At 58.2% G+C, this 22,156-nt stretch carries 25 protein-coding genes and 1 pseudogene; 15 read left to right on the top strand and 11 right to left on the bottom strand.

The features are described 5' to 3' along the window. Positions 1–5: 5 nt before the first annotated feature. The 7 genes from FIU86_RS20575 to FIU86_RS22935 all read right to left on the bottom strand — a co-directional run bounded on the left by FIU86_RS20575 (position 6) and on the right by FIU86_RS22935 (position 7,070). Positions 6–656, bottom strand: a complete 651-nt coding sequence (locus FIU86_RS20575) for an isoprenylcysteine carboxylmethyltransferase family protein (RefSeq protein WP_201455466.1) — start codon at positions 654–656, stop codon at positions 6–8. Further along, complete coding sequence (locus FIU86_RS20580) at positions 653–886, bottom strand: DUF2933 domain-containing protein (RefSeq protein WP_082631175.1); 234 nt, start codon at positions 884–886, stop codon at positions 653–655. The genes FIU86_RS20575 and FIU86_RS20580 overlap by 4 nt, the downstream gene beginning before the upstream one ends. Positions 887–937: 51 nt before the next feature. Continuing rightward, positions 938–3,283, bottom strand: a complete 2,346-nt coding sequence (locus tag FIU86_RS20585; protein ID WP_268873937.1) for a copper-translocating P-type ATPase — start codon at positions 3,281–3,283, stop codon at positions 938–940. Between the two features lie 231 nt (positions 3,284–3,514). Next, on the bottom strand, positions 3,515–3,727 hold the full coding sequence (locus tag FIU86_RS20590) for a DUF5676 family membrane protein (RefSeq protein WP_057796896.1): 213 nt from the start codon (positions 3,725–3,727) through the stop codon (positions 3,515–3,517). A 1,690-nt stretch (positions 3,728–5,417) separates the two neighbouring features. Beyond that, a complete protein-coding gene (locus FIU86_RS20605) occupies positions 5,418–6,050 on the bottom strand; it encodes an RNA polymerase sigma factor (protein WP_057796895.1) in 633 nt (210 codons plus the stop codon). A 222-nt stretch (positions 6,051–6,272) separates the two neighbouring features. Beyond that, a complete protein-coding gene (locus tag FIU86_RS22930; protein ID WP_368373170.1) occupies positions 6,273–6,605 on the bottom strand; it encodes an EamA family transporter in 333 nt (110 codons plus the stop codon). Beyond that, a complete protein-coding gene (locus FIU86_RS22935) occupies positions 6,606–7,070 on the bottom strand; it encodes a DMT family transporter (protein WP_236544606.1) in 465 nt (154 codons plus the stop codon). It abuts the gene before it with no gap. Positions 7,071–7,273: 203 nt separating this feature from the next. Here FIU86_RS22935 and FIU86_RS20615 point away from each other — a divergent pair, with 203 nt between their 5' ends. Beyond that, positions 7,274–7,552 (top strand): hypothetical protein, encoded by a 279-nt coding sequence (locus FIU86_RS20615; RefSeq protein WP_057796894.1) that lies wholly within the window; start codon positions 7,274–7,276, stop codon positions 7,550–7,552. A gap of 251 nt (positions 7,553–7,803) precedes the next feature. Here the strand turns inward: FIU86_RS20615 and FIU86_RS20620 are convergent, their stop codons facing one another. Beyond that, positions 7,804–8,409 carry a hypothetical protein gene (locus tag FIU86_RS20620; RefSeq protein WP_152477315.1) on the bottom strand — a complete coding sequence of 202 codons (606 nt, stop codon included), beginning with the start codon at positions 8,407–8,409 and terminating at the stop codon, positions 7,804–7,806. 15 nt (positions 8,410–8,424) lie between these two features. On the opposite strand from FIU86_RS20620, the gene FIU86_RS20625 reads away from it, so the two are divergent. Beyond that, positions 8,425–8,703: a YncE family protein gene (locus FIU86_RS20625; protein WP_144435650.1), complete on the top strand. Its 279-nt coding sequence runs from the start codon at positions 8,425–8,427 to the stop codon at positions 8,701–8,703. Positions 8,704–9,006: 303 nt separating this feature from the next. Here FIU86_RS20625 and FIU86_RS20630 read toward each other — a convergent pair whose 3' ends face one another. Further along, complete coding sequence (locus FIU86_RS20630) at positions 9,007–9,282, bottom strand: hypothetical protein (RefSeq protein WP_057796892.1); 276 nt, start codon at positions 9,280–9,282, stop codon at positions 9,007–9,009. 166 nt (positions 9,283–9,448) lie between these two features. Here FIU86_RS20630 and FIU86_RS20635 point away from each other — a divergent pair, with 166 nt between their 5' ends. From FIU86_RS20635 to FIU86_RS22940, 3 genes are read left to right on the top strand one after another with little or no spacing between them, the layout of a single operon-like run. Beyond that, on the top strand, positions 9,449–10,171 hold the full coding sequence (locus FIU86_RS20635; protein WP_057796891.1) for a response regulator: 723 nt from the start codon (positions 9,449–9,451) through the stop codon (positions 10,169–10,171). After that, positions 10,168–11,580, top strand: a complete 1,413-nt coding sequence (locus FIU86_RS20640) for an ATP-binding protein (RefSeq protein WP_057796890.1) — start codon at positions 10,168–10,170, stop codon at positions 11,578–11,580. Before FIU86_RS20635 ends, FIU86_RS20640 begins: the two co-directional genes overlap by 4 nt. Continuing rightward, positions 11,577–11,981: an SHOCT domain-containing protein gene (locus FIU86_RS22940; RefSeq protein WP_160321424.1), complete on the top strand. Its 405-nt coding sequence runs from the start codon at positions 11,577–11,579 to the stop codon at positions 11,979–11,981. Before FIU86_RS20640 ends, FIU86_RS22940 begins: the two co-directional genes overlap by 4 nt. Here FIU86_RS22940 and FIU86_RS20650 read toward each other — a convergent pair. Then, a protein-coding gene (locus FIU86_RS20650; protein WP_201455468.1) for an IS3 family transposase occupies positions 11,899–13,052 on the bottom strand; the annotation gives its coding sequence in 2 pieces (ribosomal slippage) (positions 11,899–12,785 and positions 12,785–13,052; 1,155 coding nt in all). The genes FIU86_RS22940 and FIU86_RS20650 overlap by 83 nt on opposite strands. Positions 13,053–13,519: 467 nt before the next feature. Here FIU86_RS20650 and FIU86_RS20655 point away from each other — a divergent pair. From FIU86_RS20655 to FIU86_RS20675, 6 genes and pseudogenes are all read left to right on the top strand, one after another. Further along, positions 13,520–14,095 (top strand): annotated as a pseudogene (locus FIU86_RS20655) (L,D-transpeptidase). A gap of 12 nt (positions 14,096–14,107) precedes the next feature. Beyond that, on the top strand, positions 14,108–14,566 hold the full coding sequence (locus FIU86_RS20660; protein ID WP_057796888.1) for a cytochrome c: 459 nt from the start codon (positions 14,108–14,110) through the stop codon (positions 14,564–14,566). A gap of 108 nt (positions 14,567–14,674) precedes the next feature. Further along, positions 14,675–15,649 (top strand): multicopper oxidase family protein, encoded by a 975-nt coding sequence (locus FIU86_RS20665; protein ID WP_328586707.1) that lies wholly within the window; start codon positions 14,675–14,677, stop codon positions 15,647–15,649. Next, the gene (locus FIU86_RS23145) at positions 15,633–16,067 is read left to right on the top strand and encodes a multicopper oxidase domain-containing protein (protein ID WP_328586706.1); all 435 of its coding nucleotides are present in this window, start codon (positions 15,633–15,635) and stop codon (positions 16,065–16,067) included. Before FIU86_RS20665 ends, FIU86_RS23145 begins: the two co-directional genes overlap by 17 nt. Positions 16,068–16,126: 59 nt before the next feature. Continuing rightward, positions 16,127–16,552 (top strand): c-type cytochrome, encoded by a 426-nt coding sequence (locus FIU86_RS20670; RefSeq protein ID WP_057796903.1) that lies wholly within the window; start codon positions 16,127–16,129, stop codon positions 16,550–16,552. A gap of 2 nt (positions 16,553–16,554) precedes the next feature. Next, complete coding sequence (locus FIU86_RS20675; protein WP_057796887.1) at positions 16,555–17,280, top strand: DsbA family protein; 726 nt, start codon at positions 16,555–16,557, stop codon at positions 17,278–17,280. 53 nt (positions 17,281–17,333) lie between these two features. On the opposite strand, the gene FIU86_RS20680 is transcribed toward FIU86_RS20675, so the two are convergent. Further along, positions 17,334–17,540: a heavy-metal-associated domain-containing protein gene (locus FIU86_RS20680; protein ID WP_057796886.1), complete on the bottom strand. Its 207-nt coding sequence runs from the start codon at positions 17,538–17,540 to the stop codon at positions 17,334–17,336. A 137-nt stretch (positions 17,541–17,677) separates the two neighbouring features. Here FIU86_RS20680 and FIU86_RS20685 point away from each other — a divergent pair, with 137 nt between their 5' ends. The 4 genes from FIU86_RS20685 (at position 17,678) to FIU86_RS20700 (ending at position 22,119) form a co-directional block, all read left to right on the top strand. After that, complete coding sequence (locus tag FIU86_RS20685) at positions 17,678–20,197, top strand: heavy metal translocating P-type ATPase (protein ID WP_172977594.1); 2,520 nt, start codon at positions 17,678–17,680, stop codon at positions 20,195–20,197. Between the two features lie 13 nt (positions 20,198–20,210). After that, positions 20,211–20,630, top strand: a complete 420-nt coding sequence (gene cueR, locus FIU86_RS20690) for a Cu(I)-responsive transcriptional regulator (RefSeq protein ID WP_057796884.1) — start codon at positions 20,211–20,213, stop codon at positions 20,628–20,630. A gap of 80 nt (positions 20,631–20,710) precedes the next feature. Then, positions 20,711–21,061 carry an ion channel gene (locus tag FIU86_RS20695; protein WP_172977598.1) on the top strand — a complete coding sequence of 117 codons (351 nt, stop codon included), beginning with the start codon at positions 20,711–20,713 and terminating at the stop codon, positions 21,059–21,061. 99 nt (positions 21,062–21,160) lie between these two features. Further along, positions 21,161–22,119, top strand: a protein-coding gene (locus FIU86_RS20700) for an IS630 family transposase (RefSeq protein ID WP_152477317.1) whose coding sequence is annotated in 2 segments (ribosomal slippage) — positions 21,161–21,502 and positions 21,505–22,119 — 957 coding nt in all. Because the reading frame shifts where the segments join, the coding sequence is not laid out codon by codon here. The last annotated feature ends 37 nt before the right edge of the window (positions 22,120–22,156 follow it).

The following is a 22,156-nucleotide window of genomic DNA, read 5'->3' on the forward strand; positions in this document are numbered from 1 at the left end:
TCTTGTCATTGAGTTGCGTCATGTGCCTGCGTGAAGTTTGGCAAGAAGGCGGGAACTCGCGCGGCATACGCGTCGAACCTGTCTCCGAACGCGGCCCGGGTTTCCCGCTCCTCTGCGCGAGCAAGCCGCACGTACATCCAGAACAACGCCGGATACATCGCCAGTGTCAGCAATGTTGGCCACTGGACCAGAAAGCCGGTCAAAACGAGGATGAAACCCACGTATTGCGGATGTCGGACACGCGCATAGGGACCACTGGTAGCCAGCGTGCCGTTCCGTTGGGCTTGGTAAAGCACTCGCCATGCGGCCGAGATCATCCAGAACCCAAGTCCGATCAGAACGAAGCTTAGGATGTGGAAAGGGCCGAAATGCGGGTTGGCTTGCCAGCCGAAGAGCATTTCCGGAAGGTGGCCGGCATCGTGCGAAAACCAGTCAATCCCTGGGTAAGTGCTCTGCAACCAACCGGACAGCAGATAAATCGTGAGAGGAAAGCCATACATTTCGGTGAACAGGGCCACTAAAAATGCGCTGAAGGCTCCGAAACTACGCCAGTCTCGCGCCGTTTGCGGCTTGAAGAAGCTGAATGCAAACATGATGAAAATGGCGGCATTCAGCAGGGTAAAGAACCACAGCCCATAACCGGGATCGTGCATCATGACTTATCGCCTCCGCCATGACCCCCGTGCCCAGCATGCATGAAGAGATGCATCACGACGCATCCGAGAAGAAGCAGCGCGAGAAACCCATTACCGCCAAAAATGTGGACGCGATGTTCGAATGCGAGGAGGAACGCACCAATCCCGAGAGCAATCAGAAGAAAGACGCCTGTGCGAGATTTCCAAAAGCCGTTTTCGTGATTGTCGTGATTATCATCATGCTCAGTCATCTGCTTTGATCCTGTTACTGTTGAATGGAGAAATCGTCTGCCATTATTGGTTCAGAACTTCAGTCGCCGCAGCCGAAGAGCATTCAACACCACCGACAGCGAAGATGCGCTCATGGCGAAGGCGGCAAAAATTGGGCCGATCAGGATACCAAAGAACGGATAGAGGATACCGGCTGCTATAGGCACACCCGACGCGTTGTAGATCAGCGCGAAGAACAGGTTCTGGCGGATATTGCGCATCGTGGCGTGGCTCAGTTTGCGGGCTCGCACGATGCCGTCGAGATTGCCCTTAACCAATGTGAACCCCGCGCTTTCGATGGCCACATCCGCTCCCGTGCCCATCGCGATGCCGACATCTGCCTGGGCAAGTGCGGGGGCGTCATTGACCCCATCGCCGGCCATGGCGACCTTTCGGCTCTGTTTTTGCAGCTCGCGGATAATATGCGCTTTGTCCTCGGGCAGTACATCAGCGCGAATCTCATCAATGCCGAGGCGGCTAGCGACGGCCTGCGCGGTGCGCTCGTTGTCGCCGGTCGCCATGATGATCCGAAATCCTTGTTCATGTAGCGCCTTGAGGGCCGCGGGAGTAGTTTCCTTGACCGGGTCAGCGACGCTGACCAATCCGGCAATCGTGCCATCCAGTACGATGAACATTACGGTCTCGCCTTCGTCGCGCCGCGCGTTGGCGGTGTCGACCAGCGCGCCGCTGTCCAGTCCCATGTCGTGGATCAGTGCTGCATTGCCAAGCGCAACCGACTTGCCGTCGACGCGGCCTTTGACGCCCTTGCCGGTCACCGCCTCGAAGTCCTCGGTCTTGGTGAAATCGACACCGCGCTCCTCTGCCCCGCGCACGATGGCCTCGGCCAACGGGTGTTCTGAGCCGCGCTCCAGCGATGCGGCCAAGCGCAAGACTTCGGCCTCGTCATGTCCTTCCTCGGTCAGCACCGCGACCAGTTTGGGCTTCCCTTCGGTCAGCGTACCAGTCTTGTCCACTATCAGCGTGTCGATCTTTTCAAACCGCTCCAGCGCTTCGGCGTTCTTGATCAGTACGCCCATCTGCGCACCTGTGCCCGTGGCGGTCATGATCGACATCGGCGTGGCAAGACCAAGCGCACAGGGACAGGCGATGATCAGCACCGCCACAGCCGAGACGAGGCCATAGGCCATTGCGGGATCAGGCCCCCAGATCGACCAGACGATGAATGACACGATTGCGACGGCGATCACCGCTGGCACGAACATCCCCGCGACCTGATCGGCGTATTTCTGGATCGGCGCACGGCTGCGCTGTGCGTTGGCAACCATCTGCACGATCTGGGAAAGCATTGTATCCGCCCCGATGCGCGTGGCCTCGATGACCAGGCTGCCGGTGCCGTTGATCGTGGCCCCGGTAACGGGTTCGCCCGCGACCTTCTCGACGGGGACGGGTTCTCCGGAAATCATCGACTCGTCCACCGAGGAGCGGCCTTCGACCACCACACCATCGACCGGAACCTTGTCGCCGGGGCGCACGCGAATGTGATCGCCCAGCTGCACCTGGTCCAGCTCGATTTCCTCTTCGGTGCCGTCAGGGCGGATCACGAGCGCTGTCTTGGCTGCCATGTCCAGCAAGGCCCGGATCGCCTTGCCGGTGCCTTCGCGGGCGCGCAATTCCATCACCTGGCCCAGCAGAACCAGCGTTACGATCACGGCGGCGGCCTCGAAATAGACGCCGACATTGCCGTTCTCATCGCGGAACCCGGTCGGGAAAATCTGCGGCGCGATGACCGCAACGATACTGAAGATATACGCCGCACCTACACCCATCGAAATCAGGCTGAACATGTTGAGATTCATCGTCCGGAACGACTGATAGCCGCGCACAAAGAATGGCCAACCCGACCAAAGGATCACGGGCGTCGAGAGCGCCAACTCCAGCCAGAGCGAAGGGCGTTCGCCCAGTTGCTCCATGAAATATGTGAAACCTACGAAAGGACCCATCGCTAAAACGAGAACGGGCATTGTCAGCACGACACCAGCCCAGAATCGACGGGTAAAGTCGACCAGCTCGGGATTCGGACCATCATCCTCAAGGCTGACTGTTTCAGGCTCCAACCCCATGCCGCAGATCGGACAGGATCCGGGGCCAGGATGGCGTACCTGCGCATGCATCGGGCACGTATAGACAGTGCCGTTGAAGCCCTCCGGCACGGTGTCATAGTCGCCGTTCTTCACCCCGACAGTTGCAGCGCCATGCGCATGGGCGTGCCCAGAATGGTCATGATGCCATTGCTGCCCAACGTCACCTTCGGGCACTAGGAACATGCCGCATTTGGGACATTTCCCTTCCTCGGCGCTACGCACTTCGGGGTGCATCGAGCAGGTATAGACCGTGCCGGTATAGCCGTCTGGTACCATGTCATAGCTCTCGTCACCCTCTCTTTGCCTGCCGCCCCGGCATTTCGTCACGTTCATCCTGCTTCCTTTCCTGTTCGCAATTGGCTCGTCACTATTGGATCGATGTAACCGACGCCCCCAACGCGCAGGGACGATGGCCACAAGGTGGTTTTTGGGGGTACTCTTGTTGGTTTGTCATGCCTTCGCCTTGCGCGAAAAGAAGTTGAACGCCGGTACGAAAATCACGGCAATTTACCAGCCATAGGCGAAGCTCTCGATCAGCCCCAGAAAGACGCTTGGCCAGCTGATCCAAGTCACGCCGGGCAGAAGTGGTAGCCAGGCCTGATACATGGTGGCGGTCGGGAATGTCAGGCCGGAGATAACGCACAGCACGAAGCTGATCGCCAGCAGAGTCCCAAGGGCCATCCCTAGGGGATAGATACGAACCGATTTAAAATCTGACATGATTTCTCCTTCCAAACCTTTCAGAGCTGCCTCGTTGTGGCGATGACTGCACCCACAGCCGAAGGGCTGTCACGAAGCTTCCTGTATCGTTTTGTCACAATGTGCGCCCAAAAATGGCGTCCGATGTGTGATCTCGTTCGAGGACAACCGGGATAGCTACCGCGCGATTTCGCCATGAGTAGTACGAATGGACGAAAAGCAGGGCACAGGAACCCGCAAAAACGCTTATTATAATCATGGCTATGAAACCTTTCTCTTGACGTATGTTGAACAGCTACTGATCTGTCCTTCTCGCTAAGCGAGGCCGTGTCGCAACTGATCTCAATTTTTGCTGCAGCAGCATTTCCCCAACGGTGCAGCAGACGATCTGGCCTTGGGTTGGACTTCGGTAGCTGTGTTGACGGAACTGCCGCCACAGCACCCACCGGACTTTGCGGTTTTGGTTTGAGATTCATCGTTTTGGATGGATTTCTGAGCCATCTTGGTCTCCTTCAATCATGGTTTCATATTGGAGACGCCCACTACTACATTCCATTACAGGAAATTCGGTGAATTCCGCGACCCATCCGCCAGTCACGTCGCTCCGATCAACAGCAACAAATCGGACTCGAGGCTATAGGGCGTAATGCCGAGATTTCGGGGTACGGGACCTTTTCCAATTCAGCCCGACTGATCGCACTGCTATCAGTGGCACGCGCAAAACCACTCGCCGAACTCTCCAACGCTGACCCACCGGCAGACCCCCAAATAGGTGGTGCACGTTCGAACCACGATTAACCCTTGACCGCCCTCCAGAGCCGATCTGTTCTGATCAATCGCTGTCAACTCCTAGTCGACGGTGGGGGGTCCTTCACGTCGTCAATCGGGTCAACGAGCTGATCCAAAACTGCCGCTCGCGCCTTAGCGATCATCGCGGGCTAACGCCGCTATATAAAGACAGGATCTCCCGCCCAGTCAAACGCGCTCCCGGGTCTTGTAGTAGCGTCCGTTAAATCGACGACACTAGTCGATTGGCTGATGATATCGGCCGAAGAATTCACGGAATTGATCAATGCCAGACGGCGGGGCCCGTTGCCACTACTCCGGTGGCGCCAGTGGCACAGTAGAGAAAGTCTCGCGAGCGTTTGCGTCTGGGACATCAATTGCCTGTTTTTAAATCGGACATCTTGCTCCCCGTCGCTTGCTGTTGGTCGAGTTCACGACGGCCATTAGCCGCAGCACTGTTCGTTTGGTTTTTGCTGCTATCAGGCCGCTACTTCCGTAGCTTTGAATTGTTGGTCTCATTTGAGACAACAGGAGACGGTCTTTCGGTATCTAGCAGCAGAACCACGAGTTCGGTCGCCATATCGCGACGTAATCCGGCAAGGAGGTAGGCGCAGTCCTTGGGTCCGAGACCCAAAATTCTGGCCGCTTCAACCAGACTCTGGCCGTCACTTTCGATCCTCCGAAAGAGTTCTTGGGAAACCGGAGCATCGGCATGGTGCGAATGCGACGCGCAAGCGCAGCCTATCCGGTGAACGAGACTAAACAACTCCGTTGAGGAGGCGAGGCGCTCATGGATTGCCTGATCCGATATATTTTTTTCCGCTGATCATTTTGGTGTCCCTGCCATGACGCCCGGACCTGGGCTTTCCCGTAAGTCGACGCTTCCTGGCGGAATCCATTACAAGCTGGGCCTATTCACCTAGCATCAGTTCGATGCGTCCTTGGGAGCACAGTGGGTCTCATCTTCGGGGTTTTCGCAGCCGATCGGAGTGCAGTAGCAGTCATCCCAACCTGTCTTGCAGCACTTGCCACATTGACCCGTCAGCGCATCGCGCAAGGCCGCGCGGGCACGATGCAGACGCACGCCAAGCGCGTTGCGGGTCAGGCCCATGTCGAAGGCGACCGCGGCACGGTCCTCCTCTCCGAAGTCGACCCGACGAATCAATTCTGCATCTGCTGCCCGCTGCGCCGGAACCAGACCATCCAGGCAACGGCAAAATTGCGCCATCTGTGCGGGGGCATCATCAGCCAATGCCTCGGGTTCGCTGCCATACGCTTCGGCGAGGCGCCCCCGGCGAGCCAACTTACGGAAATGATCGTTCATCGTCGATCGCAAGATGGCATAGAGCCAGGAATCCATTCGCTCCACGTCTCGCAGCTGGTCTTTGCGCGTCAGCACCCGAACGCAGAATTCCTGCAAAACATCGTCCGCATCCGCCTTGTTGCCCAAACGGCGCACCAGAAATCCCAGAAAGGCTTGCCGACCCTCTGCAAGCGCGATCTCGGCCGGGTCGCGGTCGTGGGCAGGTTCCCGTGTTTTTGTGTCTGGCTCCGTCATATCTCATCCCTCCATTTCATTTAGATGCGAGCAAATTGCATTAAGTTCAACATAACGTGGCACTCAAGTTCGTTCATCGAAGGTGACGGATGAACGACCGGTTCTCGGTTGTTTCGGAAGAATGCGTATTCAAACCTCATTGAGTGTCCTTTCCTTTCCGCGCTGAACCATCCCTATTCCCAAAAATATCATAACGATGCCTACAATTTGTAAGACAGAGAGTCACTCGCCATAGACAACGATACCCAAGGTCAGTCCAAAAACCGGAATGAGAAAACTGAAGGCAATGGCCCGATTCAATGGAACTGTTTCAAGCGCTGAGAACCACAGCCAATAGACAAGTGCCGATCCTGCCATCGCCAGGACGAGAAGCGACGCGATGAATGCGGGCGCCCAGTTAATTGTAGTTGGCTCCTCCATGGATATCGCCGCAATGACGAGTGGTACGCTACCTAACAGCATCTGCACGCCCATTGCCGAAAGGGTGTCCACCTTTCCTGCAATGGATTTTATCAGGACGTTGCTAAGCATAACGCCAGCGGCTGCAAGAATGATTTACAGAACGCCTATAACATAACTCTCGTTTCCATCAGCCAGAAAATCGGGCAGAGCAATTAGCACGATCCCTGCAAATCCGGCAAACAAGCCTATGCTACCAATCAAGGACAGCTTTTCCCCGAGCCAGAACGCCGCGAGGACAGCGGCCAGAAGAGGTTGCGTATTCGCTATTACTGTCGCAAAGCCCGGTGAGGCAAACTCTGCCGCATGAAACATCCCAAGAAAGCCAAGACTCGTCGCACCGAAGCCAGCTCCCGCTAGCGTCAACCAAACCCGGTGCCCTCGCGGAAATGGTCGCCCTAACATCAGCGCCAAAACTGTAAGCACGCCGCCTGCGAGGAGCGCCCTCATGGCGGCAAAAGTGAGATGAGGCGAGTATTTGAGCCCGACCACGATGACCGGAAAGCACAAGACCCAGAGCACCATCGCAAGCACAACCTTCAGGGCCGCTACTGGTGTCATAGGCAGTCCTTTCATCGAACCGGCTCACGTTCATCCTGTCTAGGATCGACAGGATCAAGCGTCAGATACCGAGGGAATCTGTCACCAAATGTAACCAGGTCGGCTTTTGCGACAGACCGTTACACGACAGCGCCCGGAGCCTGTTGCAAGACACGTCGCATTTGCCACTTTGGTCCTGCAACACGCCAAAATGGAGGCTTTCAATGAAACGTAACACCACGCTCATTCTCGCAACCGCATTTGCTACGGCTCTCGGCGGCGCAGCGCTCGCGGACACGGGATATATAACCGGGCATCATGATCTGCCCGACCGCGATAACAATATCCACATGAACGATACGATGCGCGGCCATTTCGATCACGCCGATCAAAACAAGGACGGCAAGGTCACGCGCGCGGAGATGGAGGCCCATATGCAGGCTGCATCAGAATTCAAGAGCATGTTCGAAGAGCGCTTTGACAATCCGCAGCGAGGCCAATGAGGCTATACAGCAGGCGCTGTTGCTGACAAAGGAAAGTCAAATTCTCTGTAGCTTGATCACGACTGTGGCGCTCAATATGCGCCGCAGTCAGCTTAAGTTTCGTCAACGGCTATGGCTTTCCTTTCATCCGTGCTTCGCCTCGCGGTAGAGAACGCACAGTCGACGCAGTTCATCGATTCCCGTTTCGGGTAGCTTCGGAAATCAACACGGAAAGCTATGCGCAAACAAGGAGCGACCCTATGAGAATGCCGTTACTGGCAATCGGTGCAACAGTACTCACTAGCAGCGCTGCAATAGCCGATGTGTAAATTCCGGAAGGAGAACTCGGAACAGTACTTCATCTGAATGAAGCCTTTGAGGCTGTTGGCCGCATCGAGGGTCTCGACAACGTTCACGAACTGGCAGGCGCAACAAACCGCGGCATCCTGGTTGCCGGTAGTCTTACGGAAACCGAAGTCGGCATGGTGCCCAAGCCTTCCGAAGTTTCTGAGGAGGATCACGTAGCTCACCATGGAGGCAGAGAAGATGCCGGCCCGACCACTTCGAGCCTGATCACCTTGGTCGACGCGGACAGTCATGAAATCCTGCGTCGCGTCGAAGTTCCCGGCATAATACACCATGTCGGGGTTTCGTCGGATGAACGCTTCGCCGCGGTGACGCATCCTGGACTCGATGCTGTTTCGCTGATCGACCTGGAACACGGTGAGGTTACTGCGATCGTCGCCACGGGTCCGATCCCGGAATATGTAATCGCCTAGCCAAAGAAGGGCTATTTCTTCGTTTCCAACGCCGGGAATGACGCGATCAGCGAACTCGATCCTGAAGACGGGATAGTTACGCGCAACTTCAAACTGCAAGGTCCACCCAAGCACATGATGCTGGATGCCGAGGCCCGTCAATTGATTATCAGCGAGTCTGACGTCGGCAAGGTTTCAATTGAAAATGCCGACAGTGGTGAAACTCTTGATTCGTTTGAACTTGGAGGAAACCTGCACGGCGTTGCAGCGGATAAAGATGCAATCTGGTCGAGTGCACGCGAGCGTAACCTTGTGGTACGCATTGACCGCGCAACAGGTGGGCGCGTGGGAATCAATTCGTTCAAATACCATAGGTTCTGGCGATTTCAGCCCAATCGGACACTGCAGTTTTAGGTCCACCGCTATGCAAGATTACTGACAAAGCAGTTGAGCTGATTAGTTAGTGCCAAATCAGCATAAGCAACGCTGCGGTATGTACAACGGCCCTGCTGGCAGTCTAGGCTGAAGCAAATCACCACGCCGCTCCGGAAATAAGGGCCGTCACGACGTGGCCAATTTAGTCAACTCTGAAAAACTTGTAGCGGCTCAGCTGCTTGAGATAGCTTCCTTCAATCAAAAGCTAAGCCTGCGAGAGCAGAATTCGATCACGCTCTTGTTCAGCAAGCCACCCTGCCCTTTTGTGAGAGTTCTTCACAACTAAAATCCTGGATCAGCAAACTCCCCGAGCAGGGCGTTTCGCTTGAACCATTTGTCACGTTCATCGTGGGCTTCAACCTCCTCGCGCGACACCATGCCGTCCTGATTGCGGTCTATGTGCCGAAAGTGGCCTTTCATTGTATCTCCCGAATGGGTGGCATCACCTCGCTTGGGCAGTTCGTGATGCCCGGTACCGTAGCCGTTGTCTGCCAAGACAATACCACCAGCAGACACCGCGACAGTTGTACAAAAAATCAGTGCCAGTTTACGTCCCATTCACTTTTTCCTTTTGTCCTACATGCATTGTTTGCCGATGAAGTATGACTTGGTTTTGGAACGCTGCTGACGGCACGTGTGTATCAATCTGTCGCAAAGTGCGGCTTTGTTACGTTTCGCGACAAATTTTCTCGGCAGCGATCCTTTCATCGCTTAGTTACAAAAGATGACAAACTCTCCGCACATACTTCTGGTCGACGACAGCGCCGAAATTCGCAAAGCGGTTGCGCGATACCTGGAAAAGAATGACATGCGCGTGACGACGGCGGTCGACGCTTCCCAGATGGATAGTCTACTCAAGATTGGCCGCTATGACCTTATTGTCCTTGACGTGATGATGCCGGGCGAAGACGGGATATCGGTCTGTCGTCGTCTGTCCACCAAAGGGCTGGCCCCCATCCTCATGTTGACAGCGCTTGGCGAGGAAATGGACCGCATCATCGGCCTCGAAGTCGGTGCGGATGACTATTTGCCCAAGCCCTTCAATCCTCGCGAGCTACTGGCGCGGATAAAGGCAATTCTGCGCCGCGCGCAGAAACCGGAAGCACTTGCCGGGAGTCTTACGGGGAGCAGGGTTAGGTTCGCGGACTGGACGCTCGAAACCGATACGCGCCGCCTTTTCGCAGAGGACGGCCGCGAGGACGTACTGACGACATCAGAGTTCAAACTTCTTACGATCCTGCTCGAACGCCCGCGTATCGTGATTAGCCGAGAACAGCTTTTAGACCTGGCAGTCGGACGAACACCGGCCGCTTTCGACCGGACAATTGACAACCAGATCAGCCGCCTCAGGCGGAAGATCGAGTACAACCCGGGTCGTCCGAAGATCATCACAACGGTTCGAAACGGGGGCTATTGCCTTGCAACGGATGTCGAGGTGCAGCAGTGATCCGCAAGCGTCTGGATAGTTTACGCGTCCAGCTTCTGTTGCTCATCATTGGTAGCCTCGCCGTGGCTCAGGCGATTAGCATTTGGCTGTTTGTGGACGAGCGCAGTCTCGCGATACGTGCTGCAATAGGAGCCGAGGCGGCTGGGCGCGCGGCGAATGTGGCCATGCTACTAGAACAGGCCCCAACGGACTTGCGAGCCTCGATTCTTCGCGCCGCAGATTCGCCGCTGGCACGGTTTCGGACCGACCCGCAGGCGGCTGTGGATCATCTTGATCACCGCGCGGGAGGAGCTGTCGAAGCGCGCGTCAGGTCATTGTTCGGCGCTGAAGACAGTCGCGAAATCCGAGTAGAATTGCATGAGGTTGAGCGCGCATTCCCGCCAATGAGGTCAGTGCCGCCGGAGATGGCCGCAGAGCACAAGCAGATGATGCATGACAAGATCTCGGGGCTTGAATTGACACTGTCTATCGCGCTTGAAGATGGCACATGGCTGAATGTCGATACGCGCTTTCAGCGACCGCCGCTACAGTGGCCAATCTTTTCTGCGGTGAGCTTTGGTTTCACGGCGGCGTTCCTGATTGGTGTTGCTTTTTGGTACTTGCTTGCTCGCCTGACCTGGCCGTTAAGGCGCTTGGCGCAAGCCGCAGACAGGCTTGGCAGGGGAGAGGAAAACAAGCCACTCCCAGTCGCGGGACCAAGCGAAGTCAGAGAACTGACGGATACCTTCAATCACATGCAGGAGAGACTGGTGCGCACGGTCGCTGACAAGACGCGTATAATGGCCGCTCTGGGTCACGATTTGCGTTCGCCACTGACCGCTTTGCGGGTTCACGCAGAGATGGTGGATGAGGAAGAGACGCGTGACGCCTTGGTGAAATCCATCGAGGAAATGCAGGATATGGTCGAGCGCACACTGGCTTTTGCTCGAGGCATGGCAATAAGTGAACCTCCTGAAACAATAGAATTGGGGGAATTTCTCACTGAGCTGAAGTGTGACATGCTCAACGCATTCCGACTCGAAACGGACACACCGCTTCGGGTGAGGCTTCGGCCTCAATCCATGCGCCGAGCTTTGCGGAACGTCATAGAAAATGCAGTACGTTACGGCGACGATGTCGAGGTCACGTATAGCCGCGAGTATGACAGGGCATCGATCTGGGTTCGTGATCATGGTCCCGGCATCCCGGAGACGCAGCTAGAAGAGGTTTTCGAACCATTTTTTCGGGTCGAGACGTCACGCTCACGCGAGACGGGTGGCACCGGTCTCGGCCTGTCAATCGCACGCACCATCCTGCGCTCGCATGGCGGCGATATAATTTTGCAGAACCACCCGGACGGCGGGCTTCTTGCGCGACTCGATTTGCCGTTTTCACAAAGTTCCAACCAGCAAGAAAAGACAATATCATGAATGCCTATTTGACGGTCAAATCCAGCGTAATCGCTCTGTTTGCGGGCACAGTCTCGGCCCTCGCGGATCCAGGCGGCATTGCTGATAACACTTTTGGACACATGATGTGGGGAGATGGTCATGGTTGGTTGGGAGGTTTCGGCATGATCCTTTTCTGGGGGGTGATTATCGCGGTTACCGTATTCTTCTTCCGTATGCTCACCAGCAACCGTTTGGGCGAAACTCGCGATGCGATGGAGATCCTCAAGGAACGCTATGCACGCGGTGAGATCGACGAAGATGGACCTGTCACGCTTTCGTGCCGCTCCGATTGCTCACTTATGCAGCCTTTGCTTCGAAGGCCAAGGGGCTTTTCCAGCCCAATGCTGAGTGCCTTCGAGGCGGATTGTAGAAGCCGTTGATGTATTCGAAGATGGCCATCTCAGCATCGCGACGTGTCCGCCAAGACCGCTGCCACAGCAGTTCCGCCTTGATGGTCTTGAAAAAGGTTTCGACGGCAGCGTTGTCGTAGCAGTTCCCGGTCCCACTCATAGATGCCTTGAAGCCGTCCTGGCGCAGGATTTTCTGGTAGTCGTGAGAGCAGTATTGGCAGCCGCGATCCGTATGGTGGATGCAGCCCTTGTGTGGCCGCCGCATCGCAATCGCCATGTTCAGTGCCCGGATCGCCAGATCGCGTTTCATCCGGCTGCTGACGGCCCTACCAATGACACGTCGAGAATGCAGGTCGAGGATGACAGCCAGATAGAGCCACCCCTCCTGCGTCCAGACATAGCTGATGTCGCCCGCCCATTTCTGGTTGGGGCGATCCGCATAGAAGTCCCGGTTCAGCAGGTTCGGCGTGATGTTGAAGCTGTGATTGCTGTCGGTCGTAGCCTTGAACTTCTTGTTCCTCTTCACCGTAATGCGGTTCTGTCGCATCAAACGGCCAATGCGGCGATGCCCGACATCAAACCCCAGCTCCTTCAGCTCTTCGGTCATGCGGGGCCTGCCGTAGCTGCCCAGAGACAAGCGGAACTGTTCGCGGATGTGGGCGAGCAACACCATGTCGGTGCGTTGCTGCCGACTGGCAGGGCGGGACAGCCAGGCGCGGTAGCCTCGCGGGCTGACGTCCATAATCTCACACAAGCGGTTCACCGGGATGTCGTTTCGGTGTTCTTCAACGAAGGCAAACCTCATTTGCTTCTCTCCGCAAAGAACACCGTGGCCTTTTTTAACACCTCCCTCTCCTCCCGGAGCATGCGGTTCTCTTTCCGCAGCTCCGTGATCTCGCGTTCGAGATCAGACTGGACCGTTGGTTTCTCTGGATTGCGCCGATCCTTCTGAATCCAGCGGCTCAACGTGGAGAAGCCTACGCCAAAATCGGCGGCCACTTGTTTACGCGGCAGTCCGCTGGTCAAAGCTATCCCCACTGCCTCGGCGCGGAATTCCGGGGTTGGTTTTTTGTGCCATGATGTCTCTCCTTTGTGGCAAATTACCAAGTCAAAGGAGCGGAACAATTCCGGGACAGGTCCAAGATGAGTTTCGGCGCCGCAAGCAAGAACTCCAAGGCTAAGCCATCATGCCCTTTCCCGCTTCGCCGAAATGACCTCCCAGACATCATGCCAAAGGCGCGAGTATGAACGTGTTGCTCGAGAAACCAACAGATACGCGACCTGCCACAGCATAAAACAAAACCGGCGCAAGTGTGACCGCACAGCAGACTCATATCCCAAAGTTCATCATGTTACTTGAATTGGAAAGCTCTACTCGTGATTTGGCCATTTTCATAATGTCGAGACCCCGTAATTCGAAACCCTGCTAAAGGCTTATCCTGCAGGGAGGTGAGCGATACAAACCGTTACGTATTTCACGGAGTTTTCATCCCGACCATTCTTGATCTTCCAGTGCGGGAAGGCGGTTCAAGAGTCCCATTCAAGGATCGAATGCGCGGAGACGGACGATGGAAGACAAGACCCCCAGGGCAATAAGACGCCGAGGCTTTCTATTCTTTTCGGTTGGAGGGCTCGTTGCTCTTGCGGCACCATCGGTGTTGCGTGCCCAAGAGTTCGGACTCAGTTCGCCGGAATATTTCGTCATTCCGGTTGCATCGCTGGCAGGATCACTTTGACGCGCTCGGCAAAGGAATTCTGCTTTCCGATACCAACACCAGAGTTCTTCAGCACTGGACCGCGGATGGGGAGATGCGCATCTACCCCACATCGGTTCCTAAGGGCGACGAACTCACGCGGCGTGGCTATAGCGAATCGTCTACAAGGACGATGCGCCGGATTTGGTGCCCACCCCGTCGATGCGCGAGCGCGATCCGTCTTTGCCGGCATATGTCGCCCCCGGCCCCGAGAACCCGCTGGGCGTGCGCGCCATGCATCTGACCTGGCAGTACTACCGCATCCATGGGACCGGCGACACGCGCAAGATCGGTCGCAAATCCTCCAGCGGCTGCATCGGTCTCCACAACGAAGATATCATCGAAGTGTTCGACAGGACTCCAATCGGCACCCAAGTCAAACTTATCTGAAGTAAGGATCAAATGAACAAGACAGTTCTAGCCATTCTGGCCTTCTTCGTGTTGGGCGGCGCGGTAGTCTACTGGAAAATCGCGCAGCAACCCCAGCAGGGGATGGGCCATTCGATGGTACCTCCCGACACCAGTGATCTGGAATCGGGCGCCCCCATGGTCGAAGTTTCGCTGCCGGCGGAGCTTTCGGACCAGGCGCAGATGGGCAAGCGGGCCTACGAGGCGACATGTGCGGAATGTCACGGCAAGAACGCCGCAGGCCAGAACGGGGTCGCACCACCACTCGTGCACAAGATCTACGAACCGAACCACCATTCCGACATGGCGTTCGTGATGGCCGCGAAAAACGGTGTGCGCGCGCATCACTGGAAATTCGGAAACATGCCACCGGTCGAAGGTTTGACCGATGGCGACGTCAAGTTGATCGCACGCTATGTACGTGAATTGCAAAGGGAGAACGGGATCAACTGAGCCTTGGGCAGGTTCCGGGTGCCCACTCTCACTATCCGGCCTGATCTTCCGATTTTCAGATCTGATTGCCGGCGCCATAATTGCCGCGATTGAAACACAGGATTCTCCATGCCGACGCGACGCGATTTTCTCATGCAGGGGGCGGCTATCACCGCGGCGCTTGCCCTTCCAAAGCGGCTTTATGCCGCAACGTCAGAGTTTCAATCCCTGGACGCCCGCACGGCCAGCGTTCAATTGGCGCCGGAAGGCTATCCCAAGACCGAAATCTGGGGCTATGGCGGCGCGATGCCCGGCCCTCAAATGCGTCTTCAGCAGGGTGCGCGGCTGCAACGCCGCTTCATGAACGCACTGCCCCAGGCAAGCACGGTGCATTGGCACGGGGTTCGCATAGACAATGCGATGGATGGTGTTGCCGGGCTGACCCAGCCCGCGGTCGAGCCGGGGCAGAGCTTTGATTATGATTTCATCGCGCCGGATGCCGGAACCTACTGGTATCACGCTCATAACCGCTCGACCGAACAGGTGGCGCGCGGGCTCTATGGCGCGTTGATCGTCGAGGAATCCGAGCCGCCGGACCTGGATCGGGAAGAGGTACTGATCCTTGATGACTGGCTGCTCGACCCCGAAATGGCGCAGATCGTCCCGGACTTCACCTCGCGCCATGACCGCGGCCATGCCGGGCGGCGCGGCAATTTCATCGCCACCAACGGCCGGCACGACCTTTCCCTGGAGGTGCGCCAACACGAACGTCTGCGCCTGCGCCTCGTCAACGCGGCCAACGCCAGGATTTTCGTGCTGTCGCTTCATGGCATGGAGGGCTGGACGGTTGCACTGGACGGCATGCCACTGCCCCGGCCCGAGCCGCTCGCTGAGGCGCTGATCCTCGGCCCCGGTCAGCGGGCCGATCTGATCGTCGACGTGACCGCCGCGCCCGAGGAAACCGCCCATCTCGTTCGCCTCGACGATCAGGAGGCGGCCTCGCAGGTGGCTTTCACCGTGACTGGAAAGGCCTCGACCACGCTCCCGGGATGCACCGGACGCGCTGCGACCCAATCCGGGGATGGAGGTGATCGGCCTCGATGACGCCAGGACCGTGCGGCTCGACATGCAGGGCGGCGCAATGGGCACGCTCGACAGCGCGTTTCTGAATGGCGAGAAGAAAAGCTTTCGCGAGTTGGTGGTCGCCAACCAGTTCTGGTCGTTCAATGGAACGATCGGCATGACCGATGCGCCGCTCGTAGATGTCGCGAAGGGCGAAACGGTCAAGCTGCAGATCTACAACGACACGTCCTTTCCCCACGCGATGCACCTGCATGGGCTGCATTTCCGCGAGATCGGCGAGGATGGCGGGCTCGGTCCCTTGCGCGACACGATCCTGATGTTCGGCGGCCAGACCCACACGATCGGTTTCGTGGCCGACAATCCCGGCGACTGGCTGTTTCACTGCCACATGCTCAGCCACGCGGCCTCGGGCATGATGACCTGGATGAAGGTGACATGATGCGACGTTGGCTGATCCTCTTTCTGCTCATGGCCGGCGCGGCTGGAGTCGGCGCCTGGATGATGGCGGGAGGGACATCCGGCACCTCCGCCACGCCGGAACCGCCGCAGTCTGTCGATCTCGCCGAGGGCGCAGAATTCTATCAGGAGTATTGCGCCTCTTGCCACGGCGCCGATCTCGAGGGACAGGCCGGATGGCGCTCGGCCGGAGAGGATGGCATCCTGCCCGCACCCCCGCATGACGAAACCGGTCACACCTGGCATCATCCTGATAGTATTCTGTTCGACTATACCAAGCTCGGCGGAAAGAAGACCCTCGCGAAGCAGGGTGTGGATTTCCAAAGCGGCATGCCCGGTTTTGGCAATGAGCTGACCGATGCGCAGATCTGGAACATCCTCGCCTTCATCAAATCCACATGGCCCGACCGTCAGCGGGAGGTCCAGGCCGCCCGCAGCGAAGCGGAACAGCAAAAAAGAGGAGACTGAAAATGAAATCGCTTCGACTGGCAGTGCTCGCCATTAGCATCCTGTTGCCGCTTTCCGCGTTCGCACAGGAGCTGAGCGAGGAACGCGTCAAGGAACTGGCCTTGGAAGCGATTCTGGAAAACCCCCAGATCATCATGGAAGCGGTGCAGCTTCTCGAACAGCAGGAAGCGACCGCGCAGGCAGAGGCCACGACCGACGTGCTCAAGGAACAACGCCAGCTCTTGGAACAGGATCCGAACGCACCGGTGCTGGGCAATCCTGACGGGGACGTCACTGTTGTGGAGTTTTTCGACTACAACTGTCCCTATTGCCGCAGGGCCATGTCGGAGGTTGAAGGTTTGATCGAGGCGGACCTGAATGTGCGGTTCGTCTTTCGCGAATGGCCGATACTCGGCGACGGGTCGGTCTTTGCGGCGAAGGCGGCCTTGGCGGCACGCAATCAGAACAAGTATGAGGAATTCCACTGGGCGTTGATGGGCATGGCGGAACGTGCGCAAGAGGCGTCTGTCCTGCGGATCGCCGAAGAAATCGGCCTTGACGTGGACCAGCTGCGTTCGGACATGGAGGCGCCGGAAGTCCAGGCGCACATCGACGAATCGATGCGGCTGGCGCAGGCGTTGGGTTTCAACGGCACACCGTCCTTCGTGATCGGCGACAACCTGGTTCCCGGTTTGATCGAACAAGACCAACTGGAAGCCTTGGTCGATGAGGCCCGCGAAAGGGAATGAACCTCATGCGACGATGGAGAACTGGCGCCAGAATTGCCCGGCACCGGTGATCTTCAGGTCGTCGAAGCAGCCGTGACACCGTAACCGGCATTTCGGATCGCCTCCGTCAGGACGTGCTCGTTCAGCACGCTATCAACCTCGACTTGCCGCGTACCCGTATCGCAGGTCACGGACGATGTTGGGTCTATCGCCTTGATCGCCTTTTCGATCGTTGCGGTGCAATGGCCGCAACTCATATCCGGAACCTTGAAGCTGCGCATATCTGTTTTCTCCAGTTCTCGGCATTAGATGCCTGCTTCCTGCATGGGAAGGTCAAGGGCGAAAAAATATCCCGACATTGTTGACCTTCCAGCGGGGGGAAGCCTTAGATATCTTTCAGTAGATGAAGGAGACGTTCATGCCGGGCTCAAGAGATTTGCGTTTTTCTGTTCAAAACATGTCTTGCGCGTCCTGCGTCGGTCGGGTCGAGCGTGCGCTTTTAGCATTACCCGGGGTCGACGAGGTGAACGTGAACCTCGCCGCCGAAACGGCGCAGGCCCGGATCAACTCGGATGCCCGGATCCCCGAGGTGATCGGGGCGCTGGAGCATGCCGGCTATCCCGCCCGAACGCAAACGGCGCGCCTGAACGTCTCTTCCATGTCCTGCGCCTCCTGCGTTGGTCGCGTCGACAAGGCGCTCGCGGCAGTGGCAGGGGTGAGCGGGGTCAATGTCAACCTCGCGTCAGAAACCGCGACCGTCACCTATGTCGAGGGCGCGACCGACCCGGTCGAACTTCTGAAGGCCGCCGAGGCGGCGGGCTATTCGGCCGAATTGGCCGACGACGGCACTGCGGAGGATCGCGGCGCGCGCAAGGAAGGCGAGGCCCGTGCGCTCGCCCGCCGGACCGCTTTCGCAGCGGCGCTGGCCTTGCCCGTGTTCCTGCTTGAGATGGGGGCGCATCTCGTGCCGGGCATGCACGAGATGATCGGCCGCACGATCGGCCATCAGGCCAGCTGGATGATCCAGTTCGTGCTGACGACCATCGTGCTTTTCTGGCCCGGTCTCCAATTTTACACCAAGGGGTTCCCCGCTCTGGTGAAAGGCGCGCCCGACATGAACAGCCTTGTCGCGGTGGGGACCGGGGCCGCGTATGTCTATTCTATCACCGCGCTTTTCGCGCCGTCCGTGCTGCCCGAGGCGGCTCGCGCCGTTTACTTCGAGGCTGCTGCGGTCATTGTGGTGCTGATCCTGCTGGGCCGCTGGATGGAAGCGCGCGCCAAGGGGCGTACAGGGGCCGCGATCCAGAAGCTGTTGGGCCTTCAGGCCCGCACGGCGCGGGTTCTGGTGGACGGCGAGGCGCAGGACGTGGCCATTGAGCGCATCCGCGTGGGCGACACCCTCGTCGTGCGGCCGGGTGAGCGCATCGCGGTGGATGGCGAAGTGACGCAAGGCCGCGCGCATGTCGACGAGAGCATGATCACCGGTGAGCCGGTCCCCGTGGTCAAGGCTGAGGGCGATCCGGTGACCGGCGGCACCGTCAACGGTACGGGCAGTTTCCGGTTCCGCGCGACCCGCGTGGGGGCGGACACAACGCTGGCGCAGATCATCCGCATGGTCGAGCAAGCCCAGGGCGCCAAGCTGCCGATCCAGGGCATGGTGGACCGGATCACGCTCTGGTTCGTGCCGGCGGTCATGGCTTTGGCGGCCTTGGCTGTGCTGGTCTGGCTGCTGTTGGGGCCGTCGCCTGCGCTGTCTTACGCTCTGGTGGCGGGCGTGTCGGTGCTGATCATCGCCTGCCCCTGCGCGATGGGGCTGGCCACGCCCACTTCGATCATGGTCGGCACCGGGCGCGCCGCAGAAATGGGCGTGCTCTTCCGCAAGGGCGACGCTTTGCAACAGCTGACTGGCGTGGACATGGTCGCGCTCGACAAGACCGGCACCGTGACCGAGGGCCGCCCCGAACTAACCGACCTCGTTCTGGCCGACGGATTTGAGCGGGCCGAGGTTCTGGCGCTAGTCGCGGCTGTCGAGGCGCAGTCCGAACATCCCATTGCCGAGGCGATCATGCGCGCGGCTCAGGCCGAGGGCGCGGCACGGCGTGACGTCGAAAGCTGCGACTCGATCACCGGCTACGGCGTGCGCGCCAAGGTCGCGGGGCACGACGTGCTTGTCGGCGCGGATCGCCTGATGACCCGCGAGGAACTGAGCATCGAGGCGCTGGCCGATACCGAGCGCCGGCTCGCGGAGCAGGGCCGGACGGCCCTTTTCGCGGCCGTGGATGGAAAGGTCGCGGCGGTCATCGGCGTGGCCGACCCGGTGAAGCCCGCCAGCGCCGCCGCCATCGAGGCGCTGCATGGTCTCGGGCTGAAGGTCGCGATGATCACCGGCGACAAGCGCGAAACGGCCGAGGCCATCGCGCGGGAGATCGACATCGACCACGTGATCGCGGGCGTCCTGCCCGATGGCAAGGTGGCGGCGCTGGATGAACTGCGGCAAGGCGGCCAACAGATCGCCTTCGTTGGGGACGGCATCAACGACGCGCCCGCGCTGGCGCATGCGGATGTAGGCATCGCCATTGGCACCGGCACCGATGTTGCCATCGAATCTGCCGATGTCGTGCTGATGTCGGGTGATTTGCGCGGCGTAGTGAACGCGCTCAATGTGTCCGGGCGGACCATGCGCAACATCCGCCAGAACCTGTTCTGGGCCTTCGGCTACAATGTCGCGCTGATCCCGGTGGCGGCAGGTGTGCTCTACCCGGCCTTCGGGCTTTTGCTGTCGCCGGTGCTGGCCGCCGGGGCAATGGCGCTGAGCTCGGTCTTCGTACTGACGAACGCGCTGCGCTTGCGCCGGATCCGCCCGGCCATGGATGAAGCCAGCAGCTTGAAATCTGAAGGGGCGAATTCTCTTTCCCCTGCCCCTGTCGCCGCTCAATAAGGAGGATCATGGAATGAATATCGGAGATGTCGCCGACCTTTCCGGGCTGCCCGCCAAGACGATCCGCTATTACGAAGATATCGGACTGGTCAAGCCCTTGCGCAGTTCGAACGGTTATCGCACGTTCCGTGAAAGTGACGCGCACAAGCTGGCGTTTCTGGGACGCGCCCGTGCGCTCGGTTTCACAATTGAAGATTGCCGTAATCTTCTTGCGCTCTACGAAGACGAAAAACGTGCCAGCGCCGAGGTGAAGGAGATCGCCAAGCAACATCTTGAGCGAATCGACGGCAAGATCGCCGAGTTAAAGGAAATGCGAGCGACACTCGCGCATCTCGTCGAGGAGTGTGCCGGAGATCATCGCCCGGACTGCCCGATCCTGGCCGATCTGGCCATGAAACGGCGCGACGAGGACGACCGGCGCAAATCAACTTAGTTGGGTCCGAAGACGTGGTTTGGGCCATCCTTCTGGTTGTCGTTCTATTCGGGTCGAGCGGGCTGGTGCACGTCCGTGCGATGACCCTTGTGATGAACCGGGCGCGTGGGACGCCGTCCACACAGTCCGCACGTCTCCTTTTTGCTCTTTATACGCTTGCGCTTGCCCACATCATTGAAGCCGGACTTTATGCCCTCGGCTTCAGTTTCGGTGAACTCATCGGTATCGGCGGCTTTGAACAGGAGAACATCGACACGTTTATGGACGTTTTCTACTTTTCCCTGGTCAACTATTCGTCCCTCGGCCTCGGCGATATCTATCCCACGGACCATCTGCGTTTTCTGGCCGGTGCCGAGGCCCTGAATGGCTTTCTCCTAATTAGTTGCTCGGCCTCCACCATCTTTCTCGTGGTTACGAGAGGGAAGGACTAGAAGCCTCAGATGACTTAAAGCTTTTCGATCAAAGTTTGAATCGGAGGGATTCCCCTGAGGTCGGATTTGTGATTCACCCTTTGTGGGAGGATCAGGACCATGCCAGCACCGTTGCCAAAGGAACTCCGAGATCGTTTCTTGCGATTGATCGAAGAAGGGCTGTCAGGCAGGGAGGCGTCACGCCGTCTTCAGGTTTCTGCGGCAACTGGCGCACGCTGGAGGCGGCAAATACATGCCTCCGGCGCGGTCCACATTGCGCGGATGGGGCGTCCACGTGGCGGCGGAAAGTTGGCGCCCCATGTTGAGTTCTTCCGAGAGTTGGTGGCGCAAGACCCTGACATAACCCTGTTCGAGCTGCGCGATGCGCTTGCCGATGCCGAGGGGATCACGGTTCATCATTCAGCCGTTGCCAGTTTGCTGAAGCGCCTTGGCTTCACGCACAAAAAAAGTCGCTGGTGGCCACCGAACGCCGCCGCGCCAAGGTAAGACGCCGGCGCGACGACTGGGCCGCCTATCGTTCTCCGGCCATCACCCGTATGCCAGACCACGTGGTTTTCATTGACGAAACAGCGGTGAAGACGAACCTCACCCGGCTCCGAGGCTGGGCACCCCAAGGGGAACGCCTGACCATGGACGCGCCTTTTGGAAATTGGGGAACACAAACATTGATCGCGGGGCTGACCAGCGACGCGCTGATCGCGCCATGGGTCATCAGGGGCGCAATGGACGGTCCGGCCTTCGCTGCCTACATCCGAGAAGTCCTCGTCAAGGAAATCGCACCCGGCACCGTGGTCATCCTCGACAACCTGGCCACACATCGCAACAAAGAGGCGGCACAAGCCCTGCGCGACCATGGCTGCTGGTTTCTATACCTGCCGCCATACTCGCCCGACTTGAATCCCATAGAACAAGCCTTCTTGAAACTGAAAGCCCACTTGCGACGGATCGGAGCAAGAACCTTCACCGAACTCTTCGAGGCGATCCGAGAAATCTGCGATCTCTACGACCCAGAAGAGTGCTGGAACTACTTCAAGGCCGCCGGATATGTCTCAAACTAATCTCGAAACGCTTTAATGCCCGGAAAATCTGGAACCC

Source organism: Roseovarius sp. THAF9 (assembly GCF_009363715.1).
Classification (GTDB): Bacteria; Pseudomonadota; Alphaproteobacteria; order Rhodobacterales; family Rhodobacteraceae; genus Roseovarius.

Coding starts and splice junctions, on each gene's coding strand:
- FIU86_RS20635 (WP_057796891.1), top strand. CDS start 9,449: ATGACAAACTCTCCGCACATACTTCTGGTCGACGACAGCGCCGAAATT.
- FIU86_RS20585 (WP_268873937.1), bottom strand. CDS start 3,283: ATGGTACCAGACGGCTATACCGGCACGGTCTATACCTGCTCGATGCAC.
- FIU86_RS22940 (WP_160321424.1), top strand. CDS start 11,577: ATGAATGCCTATTTGACGGTCAAATCCAGCGTAATCGCTCTGTTTGCG.
- FIU86_RS20580 (WP_082631175.1), bottom strand. CDS start 886: ATGACTGAGCATGATGATAATCACGACAATCACGAAAACGGCTTTTGG.
- FIU86_RS20625 (WP_144435650.1), top strand. CDS start 8,425: ATGATGCTGGATGCCGAGGCCCGTCAATTGATTATCAGCGAGTCTGAC.
- FIU86_RS20675 (WP_057796887.1), top strand. CDS start 16,555: ATGAAATCGCTTCGACTGGCAGTGCTCGCCATTAGCATCCTGTTGCCG.
- FIU86_RS20590 (WP_057796896.1), bottom strand. CDS start 3,727: ATGTCAGATTTTAAATCGGTTCGTATCTATCCCCTAGGGATGGCCCTT.
- FIU86_RS22935 (WP_236544606.1), bottom strand. CDS start 7,070: ATGACACCAGTAGCGGCCCTGAAGGTTGTGCTTGCGATGGTGCTCTGG.
- FIU86_RS20695 (WP_172977598.1), top strand. CDS start 20,711: ATGACCCTTGTGATGAACCGGGCGCGTGGGACGCCGTCCACACAGTCC.
- FIU86_RS20670 (WP_057796903.1), top strand. CDS start 16,127: ATGATGGCGGGAGGGACATCCGGCACCTCCGCCACGCCGGAACCGCCG.
- FIU86_RS20605 (WP_057796895.1), bottom strand. CDS start 6,050: ATGACGGAGCCAGACACAAAAACACGGGAACCTGCCCACGACCGCGAC.
- FIU86_RS20615 (WP_057796894.1), top strand. CDS start 7,274: ATGAAACGTAACACCACGCTCATTCTCGCAACCGCATTTGCTACGGCT.
- FIU86_RS20665 (WP_328586707.1), top strand. CDS start 14,675: ATGCCGACGCGACGCGATTTTCTCATGCAGGGGGCGGCTATCACCGCG.
- FIU86_RS20680 (WP_057796886.1), bottom strand. CDS start 17,540: ATGCGCAGCTTCAAGGTTCCGGATATGAGTTGCGGCCATTGCACCGCA.
- cueR (WP_057796884.1), top strand. CDS start 20,211: ATGAATATCGGAGATGTCGCCGACCTTTCCGGGCTGCCCGCCAAGACG.
- FIU86_RS20575 (WP_201455466.1), bottom strand. CDS start 656: ATGATGCACGATCCCGGTTATGGGCTGTGGTTCTTTACCCTGCTGAAT.
- FIU86_RS20660 (WP_057796888.1), top strand. CDS start 14,108: ATGAACAAGACAGTTCTAGCCATTCTGGCCTTCTTCGTGTTGGGCGGC.
- FIU86_RS20685 (WP_172977594.1), top strand. CDS start 17,678: ATGCCGGGCTCAAGAGATTTGCGTTTTTCTGTTCAAAACATGTCTTGC.
- FIU86_RS20630 (WP_057796892.1), bottom strand. CDS start 9,282: ATGGGACGTAAACTGGCACTGATTTTTTGTACAACTGTCGCGGTGTCT.